The 20,383-nt window shown below is 68.5% G+C and carries 18 protein-coding genes and 3 pseudogenes; 8 read left to right on the forward strand and 13 right to left on the reverse strand.

Features of this window, described 5'->3' with window-relative positions; all coding sequences use genetic code 11:
- Positions 1-305: 305 nt before the first annotated feature.
- The 4 genes and pseudogenes from ACH492_RS28040 to ACH492_RS28055 all read right to left on the reverse strand — a co-directional run bounded on the left by ACH492_RS28040 (position 306) and on the right by ACH492_RS28055 (position 2,841).
- On the reverse strand, positions 306-788 hold the full coding sequence (locus ACH492_RS28040) for a hypothetical protein (RefSeq protein ID WP_398990445.1): 483 nt from the start codon (positions 786-788) through the stop codon (positions 306-308).
- Between the two features lie 244 nt (positions 789-1,032).
- Positions 1,033-1,154: pseudogene (locus tag ACH492_RS28045) on the reverse strand (transposase); the annotation flags it as partial.
- Between the two features lie 113 nt (positions 1,155-1,267).
- Complete coding sequence (locus ACH492_RS28050) at positions 1,268-1,972, reverse strand: hypothetical protein (RefSeq protein WP_398990446.1); 705 nt, start codon at positions 1,970-1,972, stop codon at positions 1,268-1,270.
- Positions 1,973-2,400: 428 nt separating this feature from the next.
- Positions 2,401-2,841 (reverse strand): MarR family winged helix-turn-helix transcriptional regulator, encoded by a 441-nt coding sequence (locus ACH492_RS28055; protein ID WP_398990447.1) that lies wholly within the window; start codon positions 2,839-2,841, stop codon positions 2,401-2,403.
- 135 nt (positions 2,842-2,976) lie between these two features.
- On the opposite strand from ACH492_RS28055, the pseudogene ACH492_RS28060 reads away from it, so the two are divergent.
- The 4 genes and pseudogenes from ACH492_RS28060 to ACH492_RS28075 form a co-directional block, all read left to right on the forward strand.
- Positions 2,977-4,476, forward strand: a pseudogene (locus ACH492_RS28060) (MFS transporter); the annotation flags it as partial.
- Positions 4,477-4,542: 66 nt separating this feature from the next.
- Entirely contained in the window at positions 4,543-5,097 is a 555-nt protein-coding gene (locus tag ACH492_RS28065; RefSeq protein WP_398990509.1) for a collagen binding domain-containing protein, read from the forward strand.
- A gap of 75 nt (positions 5,098-5,172) precedes the next feature.
- Positions 5,173-6,300 (forward strand): NADH:flavin oxidoreductase, encoded by a 1,128-nt coding sequence (locus ACH492_RS28070; protein WP_398990448.1) that lies wholly within the window; start codon positions 5,173-5,175, stop codon positions 6,298-6,300.
- A gap of 124 nt (positions 6,301-6,424) precedes the next feature.
- Positions 6,425-6,939: pseudogene (locus tag ACH492_RS28075) on the forward strand (helix-turn-helix domain-containing protein); the annotation flags it as partial.
- A gap of 262 nt (positions 6,940-7,201) precedes the next feature.
- Here the strand turns inward: ACH492_RS28075 and ACH492_RS28080 are convergent.
- From ACH492_RS28080 to ACH492_RS28105, 6 genes are all read right to left on the reverse strand, one after another.
- Positions 7,202-7,468, reverse strand: a complete 267-nt coding sequence (locus ACH492_RS28080) for a hypothetical protein (protein ID WP_398990449.1) — start codon at positions 7,466-7,468, stop codon at positions 7,202-7,204.
- Complete coding sequence (locus tag ACH492_RS28085; RefSeq protein WP_398990450.1) at positions 7,465-8,100, reverse strand: AAA family ATPase; 636 nt, start codon at positions 8,098-8,100, stop codon at positions 7,465-7,467. The genes ACH492_RS28080 and ACH492_RS28085 overlap by 4 nt, the downstream gene beginning before the upstream one ends.
- 275 nt (positions 8,101-8,375) lie before the next feature.
- Positions 8,376-8,942 carry an IS5 family transposase gene (locus ACH492_RS28090; RefSeq protein WP_398990451.1) on the reverse strand — a complete coding sequence of 189 codons (567 nt, stop codon included), beginning with the start codon at positions 8,940-8,942 and terminating at the stop codon, positions 8,376-8,378.
- A gap of 70 nt (positions 8,943-9,012) precedes the next feature.
- A complete protein-coding gene (locus ACH492_RS28095; protein ID WP_398990452.1) occupies positions 9,013-9,537 on the reverse strand; it encodes a hypothetical protein in 525 nt (174 codons plus the stop codon).
- Positions 9,538-9,623: 86 nt separating this feature from the next.
- Positions 9,624-12,299, reverse strand: coding sequence for an NACHT domain-containing protein (locus tag ACH492_RS28100; protein ID WP_398990453.1), 2,676 nt, complete (start codon positions 12,297-12,299; stop codon positions 9,624-9,626).
- A gap of 251 nt (positions 12,300-12,550) precedes the next feature.
- Positions 12,551-12,907: a Tn3 family transposase gene (locus ACH492_RS28105; protein ID WP_398990454.1), complete on the reverse strand. Its 357-nt coding sequence runs from the start codon at positions 12,905-12,907 to the stop codon at positions 12,551-12,553.
- 32 nt (positions 12,908-12,939) lie between these two features.
- On the opposite strand from ACH492_RS28105, the gene ACH492_RS28110 reads away from it, so the two are divergent.
- The 3 genes from ACH492_RS28110 to ACH492_RS28120 all read left to right on the forward strand — a co-directional run bounded on the left by ACH492_RS28110 (position 12,940) and on the right by ACH492_RS28120 (position 14,626).
- A complete protein-coding gene (locus ACH492_RS28110) occupies positions 12,940-13,071 on the forward strand; it encodes a hypothetical protein (RefSeq protein ID WP_398990455.1) in 132 nt (43 codons plus the stop codon).
- A 200-nt stretch (positions 13,072-13,271) separates the two neighbouring features.
- Positions 13,272-14,231, forward strand: coding sequence for a PIG-L family deacetylase (locus ACH492_RS28115; RefSeq protein ID WP_398990456.1), 960 nt, complete (start codon positions 13,272-13,274; stop codon positions 14,229-14,231).
- Positions 14,232-14,461: 230 nt separating this feature from the next.
- Entirely contained in the window at positions 14,462-14,626 is a 165-nt protein-coding gene (locus ACH492_RS28120) for a hypothetical protein (RefSeq protein ID WP_398990457.1), read from the forward strand.
- A 642-nt stretch (positions 14,627-15,268) separates the two neighbouring features.
- Here the strand turns inward: ACH492_RS28120 and ACH492_RS28125 are convergent.
- Entirely contained in the window at positions 15,269-15,814 is a 546-nt protein-coding gene (locus ACH492_RS28125) for a thioredoxin family protein (protein WP_398990458.1), read from the reverse strand.
- Positions 15,815-16,541: 727 nt separating this feature from the next.
- Here ACH492_RS28125 and ACH492_RS28130 point away from each other — a divergent pair.
- Positions 16,542-17,123, forward strand: a complete 582-nt coding sequence (locus ACH492_RS28130) for a protoglobin domain-containing protein (protein WP_398990459.1) — start codon at positions 16,542-16,544, stop codon at positions 17,121-17,123.
- Between the two features lie 676 nt (positions 17,124-17,799).
- Here the strand turns inward: ACH492_RS28130 and ACH492_RS28135 are convergent.
- Entirely contained in the window at positions 17,800-18,861 is a 1,062-nt protein-coding gene (locus ACH492_RS28135) for an NlpC/P60 family protein (RefSeq protein WP_398990510.1), read from the reverse strand.
- A 388-nt stretch (positions 18,862-19,249) separates the two neighbouring features.
- Complete coding sequence (locus ACH492_RS28140; protein WP_398990460.1) at positions 19,250-20,107, reverse strand: hypothetical protein; 858 nt, start codon at positions 20,105-20,107, stop codon at positions 19,250-19,252.
- Between the last annotated feature and the right edge of the window lie 276 nt (positions 20,108-20,383).

Consider the following 20,383-nt stretch of genomic DNA (forward strand, 5'->3'; position numbering starts at 1 on the left):
TTGCGCGAGAACCGGCTGCAGCCCGGTCCTCGCTCAACCCTGTCTGGTGTCGGCGACCAACTGTCCGCAATCCACTCCTCAGGGACGCGGCGGGTGGACCCGCATCGGTTCGTCGCTTCGTAAACCGAAATAGAGGCATCGCCATTGCGGGCCTGCCTCGGGCGGGCGAAAACGACGCAACTGCTCGTTCAGACTGCGTGGTTGCCTCGTTTGTTCAATTCTGCGACGACGGAGTCACCAGGGCGACAGACCCCGTGGCGGCGCCACGGCTCTGTCTGGCCGGGAGTCTCGTAAGGCGCGCTCGTTCAGCCGGGCAGCGCCGATGCCGGGCCCGGCTGAGGGCCGTCACCATCGTAGGCGGCCAGCGCGGCCTGACGGGTTTCCAGCAGCTCGCGCAGGTCTTCGGGGGTCAGGTGCTCGTGCGCCAGCTTCACGCTTGCCCTGCCCTCCAGGTCCGCCCACGCCTGCCGGGCGCGTTTGTTGGCCACGCGCCTGGCATCGCTCTGCAGGAAGCCTGCCCCGGCCGTGAACCCGGCAGCGGCCAGGGCGAGCAGCGCCGCGGGGACGCGTGCGTGCGCCGTGGCCAGTCCGGCGGCGCCGGCCACGCCGGCGAGCAGAGCCGCGGGGAAACCCAGCACGATGTGGACCCTGTTCCAGAATTCGGCCCTTCGATGGGCCAGTGCCTTCTGCTGCGCCGCTTCGTCGTGCAACCGCGCGACCTCGGCGCGCAGGCGACGCGAGGGCTCGTCCGGGGCGAGTCGCGTGGATCCGTCGGCAGGAGTGACCATGCCTGAAATTCCAACACGGTTGAGTCTGGGGGGACTTGGTTCGGAAGTGACAGGCTTGCCAGGCGCGAATGGTGGGCTCTCGCCAGAACCGTCCGCCCCCGAACGCGGTCACCTCAGCCTCGCCACAGCGTGAACCACAGCTCCATCCGTACGTCCGCGTCGTCCAGGTCCTCGTCGAGGGGCGTCTGGCATCGGGCGATGCGCTCCCCACTCTGTCCCCTGCCGCCCCTCGTCTCGCCCGGCAGCGGTCCCGGTCATCGGTCCATTCCCGGGGCAGATACAGCTGCCAGTTGGGGGGCAGGAAGCGGTGGCGGTGGCCGCGTGGACGCTGACGGCGACCTGGCAGTTGGCCCGTTTGCCCACCGCGTAGGCTTCGCTCCGAGTTCGTGTGCGGTCTGCGGCGTCCGTCGCGCCCTCGTCACCCTCCGGTGCAGGCCCTGGCCGCAAACGCCGGGGTTCTCCACGGCCGGCCCGGTGTCTCACCTGCGTACACGTGCTGTGCGGTGGAGTTCGGCGGTGAGGACCGCCAGCTCATCGAGCCTTACGCCGTGGCCTCTGGTCGCGGCCACCGTACTCTGATCCGCCCAGACACAGGTCGCATCCATCCATGACACGATCTCCGTCTCGAAAACCTCGCTGTAGCTGCTGTCCCGGCAGATCATCACAGCACCAGGGGCACCCTCGATTCGGAAGTCCCGGGCGGGGCCTGACCATTCCGTGTGCGAGCCCTGCCGGAAAGGGACCTGTTCGTTCCGCTCGATCGACCGCATCATGCGCCGGGCCACCCCCTCGGGGTCCGGGATCTCACCCTGCAGACCCCTGAAGACGAGTACGTTCTGTGATTCCGGGACCTCACTCCGCCGTACGTAGTCGGCACCCGTCCCGGTGGCATTCCTGACGATCCTGTCGGCGTCCTCGGGCGTGATACCGGGACCCGTCACATTCGACCCAGTCTTCCGGAGGCAGTCCGAGTCCGCGGGCTCGCCGACGCATTCCACCACCCCGACGTACGAGTCCTCGTACCGGTCAGTCATGCGGAAGTCGGCGAAGGTCACAGGAGGATCCAGCCGGAATCCCCTGGTGTCCATCACCCCAGACGGACCCGAGGACCGGCTCCCCGCCGGCACAGCGAGCACACCCGCGCCCACGGCGAGCAGCGCCAATGTCCATCGTCTTCTCCGCACGGCCGGATCCTTTCGTCATCCTTTGGTAAGCCGCCTGTTCGACCGGCCAGGACCGCGAAAGGTTGCCGCCCCGCCCGCCACGGTCCGCGTCCTTCACGCGCTGCTTCCCGGGCGCCGGATGCGGCTGTCCACCCGCATCGTCAAGTGCGGAACCTCCCGCTACAACAGCTGGAACCGCGACGGACGCCCTCGCGACAGTACGCCGACCACCAGATCACCGTGCATCCACCAGCCCTCCCCAGCGCGCACCATCCAGGCCGGGCCCCCGCGGGCCGCTGGGGCCAGGTCTGCCAGATCCTGGCCGCGAACTCCAACCAGGCCATGCACATCCGCGACATCGCACGGCACCTTGGCCTCGCCGCCGCGGGGCGCCCTCTCAGAAGCCACACCGCGCAACTCTGCTACTGGGCTCGCAATGGCACTCGCTGTCAGGCGTCCTTCTCCATCGTCGCTCGCAAGCGTTCCAGCAGGGCGTAGAGCGTCGTGCTCTCGGCTTCGTCCAGGGCGTCGAGGGCGCCGTGCGTCTCCTGCATTTCCTCGCGCACGCAGCGGATGATCTCGCGGCCCGCGTCGGTCGCGACGACGTTCTTCACCCGGCGGTCCACGGGGTCGGCTTCACGGCGGACCAGTTCGCGGGCTTCTAGGCGGTCCACGATCCCCGTGACGTTCGACGCGTCGCACACCAGCAGGGCGGCGAGGCCGCGCATCGGCAGCGGGCCATCGAGCTGGGCGAGGACCTTGGCCTGCACGGAGGTGAGGCCGTGATGGGCGGCGGTGGCCGCGAAGTCGCGCCACTGGGCGGTGCCGATGGCGGCGAGCAGTTCCAGCAGCTGGAGCTTGGTGGGTGCCTGCGGGGCGGTGGCGCTCATGGCTGGAGCGTACTTAATTTGGTTCATATTATCAATTGTTTACTTGACTACCTTAACTATTGAGGTCTACCGTCTGCAGGTGCTTGATGTCATTAAACATCTACGATCTGAAGCATTGAGAAGGTCCCGCCAGCCATGAGCCACGCCGCATCCGCCCCCGCCGCCGGGCAACGGAACGAGACGGTCATCGTCTTCGCCCTGAGCCTTGCCGCCATGGTCGTGTCGATGATGCAGACCCTGCCCGTCCCGATCCTGGGCCTGATCCAAGGCGACCTCGGCACCTCGACCGCCAACGTCAGCTGGGTGACCACCGCCACCCTGCTGTCCGCCGCCGTCTTCACCCCGCTGCTCGGCCGCTTCGGCGACCAGCACGGCAAGAAGCCCACCCTGGTGGCCGTGCTCGTCGTCATGGTCGCGGGCTCCGTCATCGCCGCGGTCGCGAGCTCGCTGCCGCTGCTGATCCTGGGCCGGGTGCTCCAGGGTGCCGCCACCGCGATCTTCCCGCTGGCCCTCTCCGTCCTGCGTGAAGAGGTCCGGCCGCAGAAGCTGCCCGGCGCCATGGCCCTGGTCAGCGGCACCCTCGCGTTCGGCAGCGGTCTCGCACTCGCCGCCACGGGCCTGCTCACCTCCGGCGCCGGCGCCGACTACCGCAACGCCTTCTGGATGGCGACCGGCTTCGCGGCCCTTGCCCTGCTGGCCGTCGTCTTCCTGGTCCCGGCGACCCGGCACAAGACTGGCGGACGCACCGACTTCCTCGGCGCCCTCACCCTCGGCATCGCCCTGCTGCTGCTCCTGCTGCCGATCTCCCAAGGCCACGAGTGGGGCTGGACCTCCGGCCGCACACTGGGCACCTTCGCCGGCGCGGCCGTCATAACCGTGGTCTGGGTCTTTACCGAGATCAAGGTCCGCGAGCCCCTCGTCGACATGCGGATGTTCATCCATCGCCCGGTCCTCATGGCCAACCTCGCCGGCATCCTCGTTGGCTTCGGCATGTTTGCGAACTTCCTGGGCGTCTCCTACCTCGTGCAGATGCCCGAGGCGCTCACCGGCTTCGGCTTTGACGCGTCCATCCTGCGCGCATCCGTCCAGTTCCTGCTGCCCGGCGCGATCGTCTCCCTGCTCGTCTCGCCCATCGGCGGCCAGCTGGTGCGCCACCGCGGCCCCCGGTTCGTGCTCGGCATGGCCGCAGCATTCGGAGCCGTCGGCTTCGGCTGGCTGGCCCTCGACCACGCCCACACCGCCTCGGTGATCGGAGCCGGCCTCATGACCGGCGCGGCCGTCAGCTTCGGCTACGCCGCCATGCCCGCCGTCATCATGGCGAGCGTCCCGCACCACCAAAGCGGCATCGCCAACGGCATCAACTCGATCTCCCGCTCCACCGGCAGCGCGATCGGCAGCGCCATCGTCACCACGATCCTGGCGTCCAAGACCATCGAGCACCTGCCGGCGGGCGTTCCGCCGCTGCCCGCCGAATCCGGGTTCACCCTCACCTTCGGCATCGGGGCCGTCGCCTTCGTGCTGGTCGCGGTGATCAGCTGGCTCGGCCTGCGCGGACAGCACGGCCCCCGGGTCGTCAAGGCGGGCAAGGCAAGCGCGGGCACCTCGTCAACTCCGGCCGTGGAGACGGCCGTTGCTGATCCGGTTACGGAGCCTGCGGTCCAGGCCGATGCTGTTCAGGCCGGGGCCGGGTTCCACGGCCTGGTGCGGGACGCCGACGGCGAGGTGCTGGGCGGAGCCACCCTCGCCCTTGTCTCGCCGGATGAACGGCAGGTGGGCCGCACGGTCTCCCAACCCGACGGCCGGTACGCGCTGGACGCCCCCACCAGTGGCCCGTACGTCCTGATCACGGCCGCCGACGGCCATCGGCCGCAGGCCGCCACGGTCATGGCGGCGGCCACCCCGGTCGCGTACGGCATCAAGCTCCCCCGCGCCACAGGACCGGCCGGTCTGCAGGTGCGGGGCACCGTATGCGCCGGGGAGGGCGGCCGTCGGCTGCGCGATGCCCCGCTGACGCTGGTGGACGGCACCGGGAACGTGGTGCGCACCACGATCACGGACGTCGACGGCGGGTACGCCTTCACCGATCTGACCGCGGGCGAGTACTCGCTCATCGCCAGCGGCTACCCGCCCGTGGCGTCGACGCCGGCCGTCGAGGGTCGCGGTACGGACGGACATGGCGCCGGCGCACCCCGCGGCGCAGTAGGCGGCGGTGTCCGGGATCACGGGGCAGCTCGCCGGACAGGCGGAATGCCGTGACCGCCCGGACGGTCACCCCCTACACGTATTCAATGCGCGTTGCACATATCTACTGATGCTTACAAGGAGCACCCCATGACCGTCACTAAGTCCTCCGCCTCCCGTGCGGCCGAGATCCTGTCCCGGCCCGTCGTGCTGAACGGCCTGACTGTCCCGAACCGCATCGTGATGGCGCCGATGACGCGCATGTTCTCCCCGGGCGGCGTCCCTGGTGAGGACGTGCGGTCGTACTACGCCCGTCGCGCCGCCGCGGGTGTGGGCCTGATCGTCACCGAGGGGACCTACGTCGGCCACGAGTCGGCCGGGCAGAGTGACCGTGTGCCCCGGTTCCACGGTGAGGAGCAGCTGGCGGGGTGGGCGAAGGTCGCCGAGGCCGTTCACGCGGCGGGCGGCGCGATCGTGCCGCAGCTGTGGCACATCGGCATGGTGCGCAAGCAGGGTGATGCGCCCTACGCCGACGCCCCCGCCGTCGGCCCCTCCGGCATCCGCGTCGACGGCACTGAGAACGCCGGCAAGGCGATGACCCGGCGCGACCTGGACGACGTCATCGGCGCCTTCGCCGAGGCCGCCGCGGCCGCCGAGCGCATTGGCTTCGACGGCGTCGAACTGCACGGCGCCCACGGCTACCTCCTCGACCAGTTCCTGTGGGCGGGGACGAACCGCCGTACCGACGCCTACGGCGGCGACCTTGTGGCCCGTACGAAGTTCGCGGCCGATATCGTGGCCGCGGTCCGCGAGACCGTCTCGCCCGACTTCCCGGTGATCTTCCGCTACTCGCAGTGGAAGCAGGAAGCCTACGATGCAAGGCTTGCCCAGACCCCGGAGGAGCTGGAGGCGATCCTGACCCCGCTCGCCGCGGCCGGCGTCGACGCCTTCCACGCCTCCACTCGCCGCTACTGGCTCCCGGAGTTCGAGGGCTCGGACCTGAACCTGGCGGGCTGGACCAAAAAGCTCACCGGCAGGCCCACCATCACCGTCGGCTCGGTCGGCCTCGACGGCGACTTCATCCGCGGCTTCATGGGCGAGGGCGCCCCGGTCCAGGACATCGACAACCTCCTCGACCGCCTGGAGCGCGATGAGTTCGACCTGGTCGCCGTCGGCCGCGCCCTGCTCCAGGACCCGCAGTGGGCGGCGAAGGTCCTGGGGAACCGGTTCGAGGAGCTGAAGCCGTACGACGCGGCGACGCTGAAGACACTGTTCTAGTTGTACTGCCCAGGCAGGTTGGTCGAGTTCGTGCGGCGACACGGTCTGAATCTGTGAGATGACGCAGGCCTCCGGTTGTGGAGTGGAGCTGTCTGGGAACCGCTCCGTCAACCAGGAGGCCTTCGTGTCTCACGCTAACGCTGCCTTGACTCCTCGTGCCCGTCTGCGCCTGGCGCGTCTGATTGTCGATGACGGATGGCCGGTCGCCCGTGCGGCCGAGCGCTATGACGTGTCGTGGTCCACCGCGAAGCGGTGGGCCGACCGTTACGCCGAGTTCGGTGCCCAAGCCGTGGCCGACCGGTCCTCACGGCCGCACCGCAGTCCTGCACGAACGCCGCAGCCGCAGGTCCGCAAGATCGTGCACCTGCGCCGGAAGCAGCGTCTGGGCCCGGTCCAGCTCGCCGGACGGCTGGGCATGTCTGCCTCGACCGTCCACGCGGTCCTGACCCGGATCAACCGGCTCTCGCGCATCGACCGCGCCACCGGCGAGCCGGTCCGCCGCTACGAACACGATCACCCGGCGCGATGCTCCACATCGACGTCAAGAAGCCCGGAACGTTCCCGACGGCGGCGGCTGGCGCTACGTAGAGCGCGTCCAGGGCCGCAGGAACCGCGGCCGCGACACCCGACAGGCCCCGCAAAGCACCCGTTGGACTCATTCACAGACCTGCAGGTCGTAGCGCACGCCTCATCACTTTCATACCTGTGCCGTGAGTCAGGCCAGTTGTACCGGTTACCTCGAGTTCGACTTCTGACCCGGCCGTGACGACGCGCGCCCCGACCGCCGGTCCGGGGCGCGCTCACCGATGTTGCCCGTCGGAGGGGCCGCCGCGCCGGTCCGTCGCCAGGGCCCCGGACTGTGTGTGAGACAAGGGCGTGGCTGCGCTGTCGTACCCGGCCTCTACGGACCCGTATGTCGGGTGCCGCCCATGGATCGGGGCACGGCTGCGGCGGTGTCGGCCAAGGTGCGCAGAACGGTCGTGCTGGCGAGCACCAGCGCTGAGACCGGCAGACTGGCCCATCGCGTCAGGTCTCGCTGCAGGTCCGGGTCCACTTCGATGATCATCCGGACGTATCTGCTGTTCAGCGTGATGATTTTGGAGGACCGGGCAGCGATGTCCCCTCCGCGCTGCAATGCCGCGCGGTACCTGTCCTTGCGCTCCTTCATGCCTCTTCCTGACGCTTGATGAGTTCATCGGCGAGGTCCATGTACGCCGACCCCTTGGCCCGCACCGGACTTCCGAACGACTGGGCGTACAACTCGAGGCGCGCAATCTGGGTGTCCAGCACCACGAACCCCCACTCGGTGACCGCCTCACGAGCGTCGGCATCGGGGCCGGTGCGTGTGGCGTCGGGACGATTGGTCCGGTTCAGGAGGACTGCAGTGCGGGCCGGCTCGGCGCGCAGGGACTGGACATCGTCCATCTCGGAGCGGATGGGTGCCATCCGGTCCAGTTCGATGGGAGCGGGCGTCACCGGGACGATCCACGCACTCGCGTACCTCATGATGCTGCGGGCGATGCGAGGATGGTCCTCCAACTGCGGCGCATCGAGCACCACAGCCTGCCGACTGCCCAGGAAGTCGTTCACGCGGCGGTGCACGTCACCCACTGGCAAGGCGATGACGGGAAACGGAAAGCCGTCGGCCAATTCGCTCCAGCGCAGCGCGGAGGAGGCTGGGTCGCCGTCGACCAGAAGCGGCGAGTAGCCCGACTCGTGAAGCGCGTGGGCCAGCCATACGGCACTGGTCGTCTTGCCGACTCCAGGCTTGAGATTCACAAAGGCAAAGCTCAGCGGCATGGGAGCCGACGATAGCGGGCATGATCGAGCGGATGGGTTCGACGCGAGTGCGGAGCTCCATCGTTCACTCGCAAGCAGTCAGGAACCGCTCTTCGGCTGGTGGCCGAGCAGCACGTGGAGTGCCGCCCAGCAGGCGAGGCGAGCGTCGCAGGGGTCCGATTCGCGGTCGTGGTGCCCGATCGTTGGAGGAGCCGGTACCAGGTGCTGACGCGCAATCCCTTCGGTTTCACGTACACGCCCCTGTTCATCAGCGCGCTGGAGGGCCCCCGGCGCCTTCACCCTCCAGCGCTACCAGGCCGAGGGCCCCCTTCGAGCCGCCACGCCGACGGAGAGAAGAGGACCGGGACTGGATCGCCGGGCAGGCGGTGCTGAAGCAGGTCCAACAGCAGGCGGATGAGGAGCGTCCGGCTCGCCAGCTGGGACCCCTTTCTGCGGGCCCCAGCCGCATGCTGGTGGGCCCGCACGATCGTGGAGTCCACCGAGACCGCCCAGTTCAAGTCCTCGTCCGCGTCGACCTGGGCCATCAGGGCGGTGAACACCCGCTCCCACGTGCCGTCGATGGCCCACATCCGCAGCCGGTTGTAGACGCCTCGCCAGTTCCCGTACTTCCCCGGCAGGTGGACCCACGGCGTTCCGGTCTGGAACTTGAAGGCGATCGCGTCGATCACCTCGCGGTGATCTCGCCATCGGCGGCCCCGCTTTGGCGTCCGGTCCGGGAGTAACGGCTCGATCCGCGCCCACTGCGCGTCAGTCAACGGCACGTCCGGGCCAACGACCGGCTGATCCAAACGAAACTGCCTAGCCCCCAACGGCCCCGTGGGGCGGCATCCGTGCCGTCCCACGGGCCGCCGTTCTCACCTACGAAGCCACGCCCCAAGAACCCACCGACAAGCCCTCCAAACCCCTGGTCCGCTAAACCCCGGCCCTGTCCACGTTCCATTCCTGCGGCAGTGCCCCATCGCAGAAGACGCAGACGAAGTCCTCCTCCCGAACGATGTTCAGCCGGCCGCAGGCGGGACAGCGCCGGAACACCACCTCGTGGGTGAAGCCGGAAGGGTGCTCGATCCCGGCTGCGTCCAGAGCCTTCGCGACGGCCGGCCACGAGGTGATGTCCGGGCAGTATCCGGTCGACTGGTTACTCACCTCACCGACCACCCACCGCCCGGGCTCCTTGCGGAAGCTCATCTCCCCGGCACCCAGAACGGGGCCACCGCCAGCACACACCACGTGCTCGCTCCGGCGCGGCGCGAGCCGCAGCACACCCGCCGAGTCGACAACGAACGTGAACGGCTCGGCCAGCTCCACCGCTGCCAGAGTCGAAGCCCAGTCGTCGAAGTCCGCCACCGAGTGGATGCTGCGGCCCTCAGCCCCCGGCCGGACAAGAGCCCCCAGATCAGCCGGCCCCACATACCGATAGCTCCACCCCAGCAAGTTCACGCTGGCCAACCTAACGCCCGCCCGAGGTCAGGGCCTGGGGAGTTACGTGAACTTGCCCCTGGAGAAATAACGCGAACGTTCACACTTCACTGATGCCCTTCGCGTACCGGCGATGGCGGGAATCGTGGCCAGGGCAGTGGCGGGCGCGGCGCTCCGGGCTCGTGAGGCCGCCGTGGGGCGGCGAGATGGTGCTGCAGGTCGATGTGACGGAATTGGTGGACTGTTCCTACCTGGCGCAATACTCCGCGTCGTTCATGGGCGTCGGTGAGGAAGGCGGTCAGGTCCCGGGGGAGGCGTCGGCACGCCGCCAGGTGGTAGCGGGTAAGGGTGTAGTACCACCAGGCGTTGTGGCCGAGCGCCGCCGCGAGGCCGACGGTGAGTCCGTAGGCGAGACCGCGGTCGAGGATGTGGGGCGGGCTCATCGAGATCGCCTGTCCGCCCGTGGTCCCCCGGCCCAGTCCGTAGAGAAGCCCGCCCTGTACGGCGTATTCGACGCCGTAGCACAGAAGGAACGCGGCGCCGACCGCGAGGCCGACGACAGTCCACAGCCTGCAGAAGATCCTTCGGTCCTGCTTCAGGAGGGCGGCCGGTCCGACCGAGGTGGCGAGATCGGCCGGTTTGCCGGCGAGTCCGTGGGCGATTCCGACGGCAAGCCCGAACGCGCATGAGAAAGAGAGCATGGTTGTGAAGGTGTAGGGGGGAGTGCCGGTGAGGAGCGACTGGATCCTGAGTACCCCCCAGTGGGTGACGCCGATGGTGGAGCCGCTGGCGAGGCCCACCGAAAAGCCCCGCCAGTTCCAGGCCCACAGCGTGCGCACGGTCGGGATGGCGTGCGGGCGGCGTGCGGACAGGCTGCTTGCCCGAGCACCGATGGCTCCGCCGGCCAGTGCGTAGACCGCCCCGTTGACGAGCGCACCGACGGCCGCGGCCGTCGGGCCGTAGTTTAGGCGGAAGGAAAACCAGAGGACGGCCCCGGCGGCGAAGCCGAGAGCGCACATGCGCCAGTCCCAGAGCCGGCGGTGTGGGTGCCCCGAGGGCGTCCCGGGCCGCCGAACCGCGAGTCTGCTGGACAGCGCACCGACGATTCCGCCGGCGAAGCCGTAGGCGAGTCCGTAGGCCAACGTGGTCGGTAGCCATCCCGGCTGCCCGGTTGTGAGCACGTGGGTCACGCCCTCGGCGATGCCCCCGGTCACCCCTGCGACGATGCCGCAGCCGATGCCGCCTGCGATCCCTCCGGCCAGGCCCGCGACGATGGCTGCGGGCGGGCCCGTCTGCCACCCGGAGTCGAGGCCGGCAAGTAGCGCCGTGAACCTGCCCACCACGCCGGCGGCGGTCCAGGCCACGACACCCAGGACAACTCCTGTCACCACCTGGGCGATACGGGGCGGCAGCGCTCGGCGCACCTGCCACCAGGCCAGGTCGGTAGTACCGCCCAGGGTGTGTTGCAGATGTCGCGCCAGATACTGCAGGGCGTGCTCGGCCTGCTGGGGAGACCAGCGGCACGGATACCGCGGATGCGGCCGGTAGGCGGCGGGCACGTACGCGTCGAAGAGATGGGCCCGGACAGCTGCGGTGTCGGGGAAGCGGGTCGGATCGCACATGTCCGCAGGAGTGGGGAGGACAGTGGCTTGTTCCCCCGGCCGGGGGTTGTACACCGTCCTGGCCAGAAAGAGCATCAGTGGTGTGGTCAGCGCGCGTGCCACGGGGGCATCGGTGCCGAGCAGGCGAATCACCGGATCCCAGCGGGCAGCCGCCGCTGTGTGCTGGCCCCCGGCGTCCCGTTTCAGATAGTCGGCGATGTCCGGCGCATCCACGGGGCGCAGCTCCACGGCGGCGGCACCGCAAAGCCTGACCGGTACCCCGCGGGCCGGGGCCTGCGTGTCCCCGTACTCCGTCACGCGGCTGGACAGCACCAGCGGCTGGCCGAGAGGCAAGGCGGCGTTGATCGCATCCAGCGCCATGGCGCGGAACGGTTCGGGAATCTCATCGAACCCGTCCAGGACCGGCAGGATCAGCTGGCGCTCCAGTAGTGCTCGGGCGTGGCTGACCTGCCCAGGGTGTTCCGCATGCCCCACCTCTGGGGCGCCAAGACCGCTGTAGTCACGCGCGAGCCGTTCCGCCATCCAGGATTCCAGCGTCTGCTCCGCAGGATTCCACGAGGCCAGCGGGAACAGCACCGGAACCGGGCTTCCTTCTGTGCGCTCGGCGGCCAAGGCCAGCAACAAGCGGATCAGCAGCATCGTCTTCCCGCTTCCCGGGGCGCCGAGGACCACAAGGCGGCGTGTCGGCACCCGTTCCAGGAACACCTCGGTGATCTCCCCGCCTGTCCCGGCCAGCCCAGCAGGCCCAGTGGCCCAGCCGGAGGGAGGAGCCGACCGGCCGGACGGCCAGTCCCCGGCCATCTCCCGCAGGAGGGACCACGACTCGCCGAATCGCGGATCGGCTGCCTGCCAGGAGACCGGGAGCGGATAGGGGTCGTTCAGCCGCCGCACCCGGGCCTCGGATTCCCACTGGCGCCGCACGGCCACCGCCAGCCGATCGGCGATCTGGGCCACGCCGTACCCGTCGGCTGCCTCCCGCCGATCGGCCCGGAAGGTTGCCCAGGACAGGTACAGGCTGCCTACGGACGGAAGCAGAGCCGCTACCGTCTCTGCCACCCGCAGGTCGAAACGGACGGCAATGCACACGGCACCGGCTATGCCGCCAACTGCCAACACGAGATAGAGCACACCAACCCGCCGTGTCCGCCTGCCAGTCCCCATGGCCGGATTTTCCAGCGGCGGGAACGGGAGGCTTGCCGGAACAGCGGCCCCGCCCCACGTACGAGTGACAGGTTGCCGGCCTCGCCCGGGGATTACGTCATCCGACCTGCTGAGATCCGCTGTTTCCGGGGACATGTGACGCCGCCGTCCTCCGCGCTTCGGGATGTCGAGTAACGAAGTGTGTAGGGACGGCCGCTGAGTAGAAGTCAGCACGCCCCCGTTGGGGCCAACGGCCCCAACGGGAAGCGCGGTCAGCGCCGCAGGCGCCAGTTGCCGTGCCGCATGGCGGGCTCGATCATCGCGGCCACTGCGGAGGCGGTGCAGTTGATCAGCTGGGGGTGGATGGCCAGGGACTTGCTCTGGACGAGCACACCGCGGCTGCCGTAGCGCGAGTGCCGCTCGGTGAACAGGTTCTGGTCGTACGCGCGGACGTGGGTGGAGTCGGAGGCGACCGCGGTCGAGCCCTGGCCCCACAGCTCGGTGCTGCGGGCGGCGAACGTGGCGTTCGCGATCTGGATAGCGACGGCGCGGGCGGCCTCGGCGGACAGGTACCGGCGCCGTACGTAGCGGAGTTCGTCCTCGGTATGGCTATGGCCACCGGACGCCACCCTTGATCCCTGCGTTCGTACCGTACGCGTAGATGACCAGCAGCAGACGCTCCGCCAGGACCTCCGCCGAGAGGCTGCTGCCGCCGGAGACGGAGGTGAAGGCGTATCAGGCAGCCGGTCCGCAGCCCCGCTTCCTTGAGCATGTCGATCGTCTCGGACGGTGATCGTCGTGGGCGCGATCTGCTCCCCACACCCGCGGGGATAGGCACCCGGGGGCCCTGTCCATCACCCAACCCGCCACACGCGCCGCTCCACCACCGTCACACACCCACCACCCAACGACCCCGAACGACGCAAATTAGTCATCTTCATCACATGATCCGCCCAGCACCCAACCCCGTCACGTGAAACGCCCTCCTCACTCATGCGCAGCACAGGAAAGGGCGTTGAGGTGATAGACGAAAAAGCGGGGATGTCGCGGCGGTCGGTGCTTCGCACGGCTGCTGCTGTGGGGCTGGGCGCGAATGCTGCGCCCGCGGCCGCCCTGGTGGCCGCCGCGACCAGCCGCAAGCGGGCTCACGAGGGATCCGACAACGGGGTGCACGCTGCAGCGAACTTCCCCCCGGTCGATGCCGTAACCGCGACCGGGCGCCCGTTCATCTGGTTCGAGCCGCACCAGGACGACGGCCTGCTGTGGGCATGGAAGATCCTCACGCATCATGCGCTCGCCGGGCGCCAGGTACATGTCGTCCTCGCCACCGACGGATCCGCCTCACGCGTGCGGCGCGCGCTGAACGGCGAAGTATCCAACAAATACTGGGGCCGCCACTACCCCGAACGCGAAGGCTACGGCAACCTCACCCCCATGAGCCCCAACGCCTTCGCCAAAGCTAGGGACAGGGAACTGAAAGCGGCCTGCGGCCCGCTCGGCATCCTCCCGGACAACCTGCACCTGGAACTGGACTGGCGGCAGCCGAAAATCGACGTCCCCAGAGCACGGGAACTGATCACCCGCTACGCCGACCAGTACCCAGGCGCCGGACTGTGCACCATGTGGTGGGGCGACACCGACCCCTGCCACTCCGCCCTCGGCCAAGCCCTGCGCCAGCTCCACCTCACCAACCCGGCACGCTACGGCGACTGCCGATGGGCGGTGCGCCGCCAACAAGGCCCCACCACAACCGGGGCCGTGCAGTACCAACTCCCTGCGCAGTACGCCGCCACCGCACATCAGATGGCGAAAAACGCCTGCCACGCCTACAGCTCCTGGGCACCCGGCCAAACAGAAGACGACGGCATGTACGCCATCGGACTCCACTCCGTCGGCACCGACCTCACCGCAGTCAAAAACGGCCAACCCAACTGGATCATCCACACCCCATAACCAAACACCGGGCGGCCCAGGAGTACGGGGGCGCGTGGGATGACGTGTTCGGCTCCCGCCCCGCCCAAGCACCAGCGAGGCCTGGAGGTAGGGCATCGATAGGTGCCGGTCATCGAGTTCGGGCGGGGCCAGGCTGGGCACCGTCCAGGAGCAACACGTCAGGCAGTTGGAGCGCTGGCCGGCGACCGGGCTCCAACAACACGGCCACCACCTGGAGCTCGCGCACGGGGGTGCACCGCTTCGAGCTGGAGTGCGGCCGGCACATCCTCAATGAGCAGTGGACGAAGGACGTCACGGCGGCCGAGGCCGCAGCGCTCGTACGGGCCTTCGTAGACGCGGCCGTGCCGCGCGAGCGAGCCGGCCTTCCCCCGGCGCTGGGACCAGGGAGGGGGTAACCCGTGCGCACGGAAGTCGTTGGACACGGCAACGCGTGTATGAACATCCGTCCCCCGCGGATACGCGAGTGAGGCCCGAACCAGGACGGTTCGGGCCTCACTGCTGTCCGGGGGAGCTACAGTTCGAATCGATCGCCTGGGCGAGCTAGTCAAGCAACATATGACCAACGCGAGACGCGGCGGGTTTCCCAACCGAGTGCTCAAAACCTGCCCTGACCGCCCACACCTTCCTGAATGCCCTCAAGTGACGGACGCAGCTCCTCCTGTAGGGTCTCGAATGCAAGAGCGGCTCTTCGCCGCTTAGCTTGTTCTTATGGTCTGACCTCGAACGATGCCCCGAACTGATCGCCCGTACGGGGATTCCGGGGACGTGAACACGGCCTTCGTCTGATCCTGTGCTCCGACCAAAGAGGCACCTGATCAGGAAGAGGGTCGCCCCGACGACTGCGTGCCGGAGCTCGGTGCAGGTTACGGATCTCCCGCACCGTGCTGGTCTGGCCCCTGTGGCTGTCATGCGGGGTGCTTTGGGTTGAAGTCTTCGATCTGCGGGGTCTTCGCCCAGACTCTCCATCAATGCGGCCGGGGTGGTGCGAAACCGCTGCCGCGGTCCAGCCGGCACAGAGCTCCGGAGAGAAGGTGCGATCACTCCCGCCACTTGATGGAGCAGCCCAGGCTCGGCCGGTGCGGCTCGGGTACCGCCTCGCCGGCCAGAACGTGAGTGATCGCATCCTCCAGCAGTTCAGCGGTGACCGGCTTGCCGCTCCCCGGCGTGGAGTCGTCCATCGCGCCGCGGTAGGCCAACCGCAGCTGGGCGTCGTAGAGGAAGAAATCCGGCGTGCAAGCGGCCTCGTAGGCCCGGGCGACCGTCTGCTCAAAGTCCACCAGGTACGGGAAACTCCAGCCTGCCCGCCGGGCCTGCTCAGCCAGATGCTCGGGCCGGTCATCCGGATACGCGTCGGTGTCGTTGGCGCACACGCCCACCACCGCCAGGTCCGGGTGGTGAGCGAGCATCCTTCCGAGCCCGGCCTCGACATGACGCACGTAAGGACAGTGGTTGCACAAGAACGCGACCAACAGCCCAGGCGCAGCAACGAAGTCGTCGCGGCGGACAGTGCGACCCGCCAGATCGGGCAGCGCGAAGTCCGGTGCGGGCGTACCCAGGGGCACCATCTGTGACGAGACAGCCATACGGGCGATCCTAGAGACCTTTCATCGCCACAGCATTCCGGCTCGCCCACCCCTGGGCGAGCTGCTCGCCTTGCGGAGCCCGGGTCCTCGGCGAAGGCCTTGTCCCGAGCTTGTATGTTGCCGAGGTTCACAGCTGCGCTGCACCCTGTGCCGCGTCGTTGTGCGGGACTAGGATCCGGGCGCATCTGAAGTGGGGGTCTTCCGATACGGGTGTGGGAGCGGCCCTCGTAGTACCGCTCTTCGACGGCGTCGCCGGCCTCGTGCCTGCCGCAGCGTGTCGGCGGATACCACGCCCGAGGCAAGCTCAGACCGTCGGCAGAGGCTGTTCGCCCGAAGGCACCGGGCCAGACGGCGCGAACCCGGCCGCATGGTCGGTCGCATCACGTACCTCGCCACGCTCCAATTCGCGGCGGTTGGCGCGCCGTCTCGGGCGAGTGAACCGACGACACGACCGCGGTGCGTAATCACCGGGATGGGTCGGGCTCTACGGCAGCGACCCTCACGTGGTGATCCGACTCATCGAGGAGAGGGCGTTCAGTCATTCGGCCTCGCACCGGGTGATGGAGTGGGGCGACCATAGTACGAATGGGAATGAAGTACTCATTCAGGTGCCCCAGGGGCGGCAGACACGGCACACCAGCCGCCGCCGTTCTCCGACACATCGCACGTAGCCCCCTGCAGACGTCGCTCTCGAGTGAGATAACGACGGAACGAGAGGCCATGCCGCATGACCACGCAGCCACCATCCGGTTACACCTATGGCTCCACTCCGCCCAGCCCCGTCTCGACGGATGAACTGGCCAAGCTGGAAGCCAGTGTTCTGTTCACCGCCGATGACCAGGACGCCCTGCGCATGGCGGGCGAAGTACTGAAGGACCAGGTCGACGACGTCCTGGACGTCTGGTACGGATTCGTCGCCTCGCAACGGCACCTCGTCGCCTACTTCGCGACCCCCGACGGCACGGTCCTGGAGGACTACCTGGCACGGGTTCGCGGCCGATTCGGCCAGTGGATCATGGACACCTGTCGCCGGCCCCACGACGAAGAGTGGCTGTCCTACGCACACGAGATCGGACTCCGTCACACCGAGGCCAAGAAGAACCAGACCGACGGAGCCGACTCCGTACCTCTCATTCCTCTGCGCTACATGGTGGCGTTCATCTACCCGATCACTGCCACGATCCGCCCCTTTCTGGAGGGGAAGGGCCACGACGAAGCGGACATCGAACGCATGTACCAAGCCTGGTTCAAGGCCGTGACGCTGCAGATCGCCCTATGGCTCCAGCCGTACGCCGCCGACAAGTGGTGACCGGACCGCCACGCCGGACGTTCTTGTACGCGGCTCGCACCGCACTTGACCAGAGCGGCGGGCTCTTGCCCCACATGCTGACGCCCCTTCCGCAATAGGCGAGCATGCGACCACGGTGCCGGCCCGGCAGGTCTCCGAGGCCGGAGAGCCGACTGCACGCGGGACCGGGTGGCGCTGCCGGGGAACCTGGATGGCCACGCTGAAGACCCCGGAGGGAAAGCGGTGCTCGGAGCTGGAGCGGCTACGCCCGCCGCCGACCAAGATCCCTCCTCGACGAGCGCGGCGTCGAGGACGTCATGGTCGACGGGTTGCCCACGCATGTGGAGTACTTCGACAAGCCGCGCCGGACCATCGAATGTGGGGCCGACACCGTGATCCGAAAGGCACCACGGTCACCTGCTCCGTGGACACGCGAGGGGCGTGGCCGGCACCTCAGCACCGGCAGCGAACGGCCAGAATGCCGACTCCAGGAGGAGCAGTCCGGCACCGGCAGCCGCTACCAGGTCCCCGCGCGAAGATGTTGCTTCATGGCCACGTTGATCGACGTCACTCCGCCCCGCCATCCCGAGTGGCCAACGTTTCGCATACACCAGGCGGAAGGCCGAAATGCGCTGGTAGGCACACCGAACCTGTGGTCGCAGGTTCACCAGGGCGTCGGTGACGGCGCGCGAAACCGTCACTTGTCGGGGCGCACGACTCCGAGGATATGCATCGAGCCGGCATCAGCGACGGTGACGTTCCGCCCGGGCCGGGGTGCGTGCACGATCGAGCCGTCGCCGATGTACATGCCCACGTGGCTGGCGTCCCGGTGGTAGATGATCAGGTCGCCGGGGCGCATGTCCTTGATGTCGATGCGGGCAAGCTGGCGCCACTGCTCCTGCGACGTACGTGGGATGGGGCGCTTCGCGGCGGCCCAGGCTTCTGACGTGAGTCCGGAACAGTCGAACGAACTCGGTCCCTCGGCGCCCCACTCGTAGGGTTTGCCGATCTGCACACTCGCGTAGGCGACGGCCTTCTCGCCCTGCGGGCTGGCCTCTCCCTTGATGTCCTTGATGATGCCGGAGCTCAACCACGTCGATTGTGCTTCGGCTCCGGTTTTCCGTTCCATCGCGAGGAGCCGTTCCAACTCCTCCTTCTTCAGCTTCGATTCGAGTTTTTCCGCAGCGGAGATACGTTCTTCGATCTTCGTCTGAGCATTCGCCTTGGCCTTGCGACTTGCCTCCAGCTTCCGCAGCTGGTTCGAGGCGTCCTTCGCCTTTTCCCGTAAGTCCTTCTGTGTTGTCGTCAGCGCGACCAGCACCCCTTTGGTGCCCTGCTGGACCTGGCGCGCCAGACTGACGTCGTTCAGAACCTGGTGGGGATCGTCGCTCAGGAACAGGTGGGCCTCGGGTGGCAGGCCCCCGCTGCGGTACTGGGCGCGAGCCGCCGCGCCTGCGCGCGACTTCAGTTCCTCCAGCCTCTTCTCGCCGTCGGCGACATCCTCGGCCAGCGCGGTCACGCGCGTGGACTGTTCCTCCGCTTTCTCCTCCGCGGCGTTGTACGCATCCGTGGCGACCTCCGCGTCGTGATAGAGGCCGTCCAACTCCTTGCGTATTTCGCCGAGAGATGTGGGCCGGTCCGGCTGCGGCTCCGGGGTGGGAACCGCGAACGCCGCGCCCTGCGCGGTTGCGGTAATCGCACAGACCAGGGCCACGGCTGCTGTCGTCCGGCATCGGTGGCCGGTCACGCTCCGCCTCATATTGGCTGATGCTCCGTCATGCATTGAGGGCCATGGATGTTGTGCCGCCACACGGCACAACAGACAGAGGCAGGAACCCATTCGTCCCGCCCGCCCCTACAACGGGCGTATTCCTACGGGCGGTTCAAAGAGAGCCCGGGCACAATCGCGCACGCCGACGAGTGAGGATCAGGCTGAGCGAGCCGGCTCCGTGGAAGTTTGTCCCGGAGCTCGCCGGCGTCCTCGGTCATGCCTCGTTGCACACAGATGTCGTGCGCCGCGAGACGCTCGGCTCCGCTGCCACCTGCGGCTGGAAGGGCGGCGAGCCTGGACCGGCGCGTCACGGCGGCGGGCGCACCTACCCGAGCCGGGAAGGAGTGCGCCCTGCAGGAGGGTCTCAGAGGCGCTCCTATTCGCTCGGCCACTGATGCATACGACGCGTGGGAACAGGGGCGTCCGCCTCCTGTGCCGGTGCGGCGCCCAACGCCACGAGGCGTCGCCGTACTTGCCGCATCGCTTCGGTGCGTGCGGGCGTCATCAGGCCTTTGCCCTCGAGGTGGGTCCACAGGTCCAGGAGTTCGCGGCCGTGCGCCGCGGCAGCCCGGTCGTCGTGCAGCCGCTGCCACGCGGCCGTGGCCCGCATCACATCGTCCGCGGCGCGGGTGTCGTCCAGTCCGCAGCGGATCCGTGCGACTCCCAGCGACAGCACCGTGGCCAACCGGTGGTCGCCGCCGACGTGCGCGACGTACGACTCCATCGCCCGGGCCTCCAGGGAGTGGGGATGATCGGCTCCGAGATCGCTGGTAAGGCGCTTGTGCAGCGCGGCGGCGAGGACAGAGGCGTGTTCCGTGTCTCCGTGTGAGACCGCTTCTTTGATCCGATGCACTCGGTCGGCGAGCGAGGTGGGGACCGGGGTTTCCTCGGTGGTCTCCCGTGCGGCACCTGAGGCGACGACGTCATGGTGCCGGCCCGTTGGGTTGTCGGCGCCGACAGCCGCGGTCTCGTCCGCGGCCGGTTCGGGGATGCGGCTGGAACCGTCGGGCGCCACCTCGATACGGAAGGTGCGGGCATCCGAGCGGTCGAAGACCGTCGCCTTCACCGGCTCCTGGCGGGCGCGCGCATGACGCTGGAGCAGATCGAGGATCACTTCGTGGATGGATTGCCCCGCGGCAGCGGCGACTGGTTCGCCGTTGAGGACGGCCGAGCACTCATCGGAGACGTACACGTCGAAGAGGGCAGGTGTCAGGGCGGGTTCGGAAAGTGTCATGTCTGCTGTTCTCCGTCGTCGGGCGGATCAGGGTTCGCGCGTTGTGAGCTCGGGCATGCGCAGATCCCTTCGCCAGGCGTGAACGGGGCTGCGTTCATGCCTCTCGACGGATTCGGGCCGGTGCCGGTTCAACGCGCCTCGTCGAAAGAGCGGGCGCGAGGAACGCGTGAGGTAGACATACGGTGTGGCTTCCTGCTTGCGCCGGGCGCCGGGTGCTGCTTCGTGGGGGCGAAGTGGTCACACCGTTCGTTGTCGCCGCCGGGAGGCGATGCGCGG

This window comes from Streptomyces sp. NPDC019443 (genome assembly GCF_044389785.1).
Classification (GTDB): Bacteria; Actinomycetota; Actinomycetes; order Streptomycetales; family Streptomycetaceae; genus Streptomyces.

What these genes read in the sequence shown, in the direction of transcription:
- ACH492_RS28040 (WP_398990445.1), bottom strand. Translation starts at nt 788, where the DNA reads ATGGTCACTCCTGCCGACGGATCCACGCGACTCGCCCCGGACGAGCCC.
- ACH492_RS28055 (WP_398990447.1), bottom strand. Translation starts at nt 2,841, where the DNA reads ATGAGCGCCACCGCCCCGCAGGCACCCACCAAGCTCCAGCTGCTGGAA.
- ACH492_RS28070 (WP_398990448.1), top strand. Translation starts at nt 5,173, where the DNA reads ATGACCGTCACTAAGTCCTCCGCCTCCCGTGCGGCCGAGATCCTGTCC.
- ACH492_RS28080 (WP_398990449.1), bottom strand. Translation starts at nt 7,468, where the DNA reads ATGAAGGAGCGCAAGGACAGGTACCGCGCGGCATTGCAGCGCGGAGGG.
- ACH492_RS28085 (WP_398990450.1), bottom strand. Translation starts at nt 8,100, where the DNA reads ATGCCGCTGAGCTTTGCCTTTGTGAATCTCAAGCCTGGAGTCGGCAAG.
- ACH492_RS28100 (WP_398990453.1), bottom strand. Translation starts at nt 12,299, where the DNA reads ATGGGGACTGGCAGGCGGACACGGCGGGTTGGTGTGCTCTATCTCGTG.
- ACH492_RS28110 (WP_398990455.1), top strand. Translation starts at nt 12,940, where the DNA reads ATGACCAGCAGCAGACGCTCCGCCAGGACCTCCGCCGAGAGGCTGCTG.
- ACH492_RS28115 (WP_398990456.1), top strand. Translation starts at nt 13,272, where the DNA reads ATGCGCAGCACAGGAAAGGGCGTTGAGGTGATAGACGAAAAAGCGGGG.
- ACH492_RS28125 (WP_398990458.1), bottom strand. Translation starts at nt 15,814, where the DNA reads ATGGCTGTCTCGTCACAGATGGTGCCCCTGGGTACGCCCGCACCGGAC.
- ACH492_RS28130 (WP_398990459.1), top strand. Translation starts at nt 16,542, where the DNA reads ATGACCACGCAGCCACCATCCGGTTACACCTATGGCTCCACTCCGCCC.
- ACH492_RS28135 (WP_398990510.1), bottom strand. Translation starts at nt 18,861, where the DNA reads ATGAGGCGGAGCGTGACCGGCCACCGATGCCGGACGACAGCAGCCGTG.
- ACH492_RS28140 (WP_398990460.1), bottom strand. Translation starts at nt 20,107, where the DNA reads ATGACACTTTCCGAACCCGCCCTGACACCTGCCCTCTTCGACGTGTAC.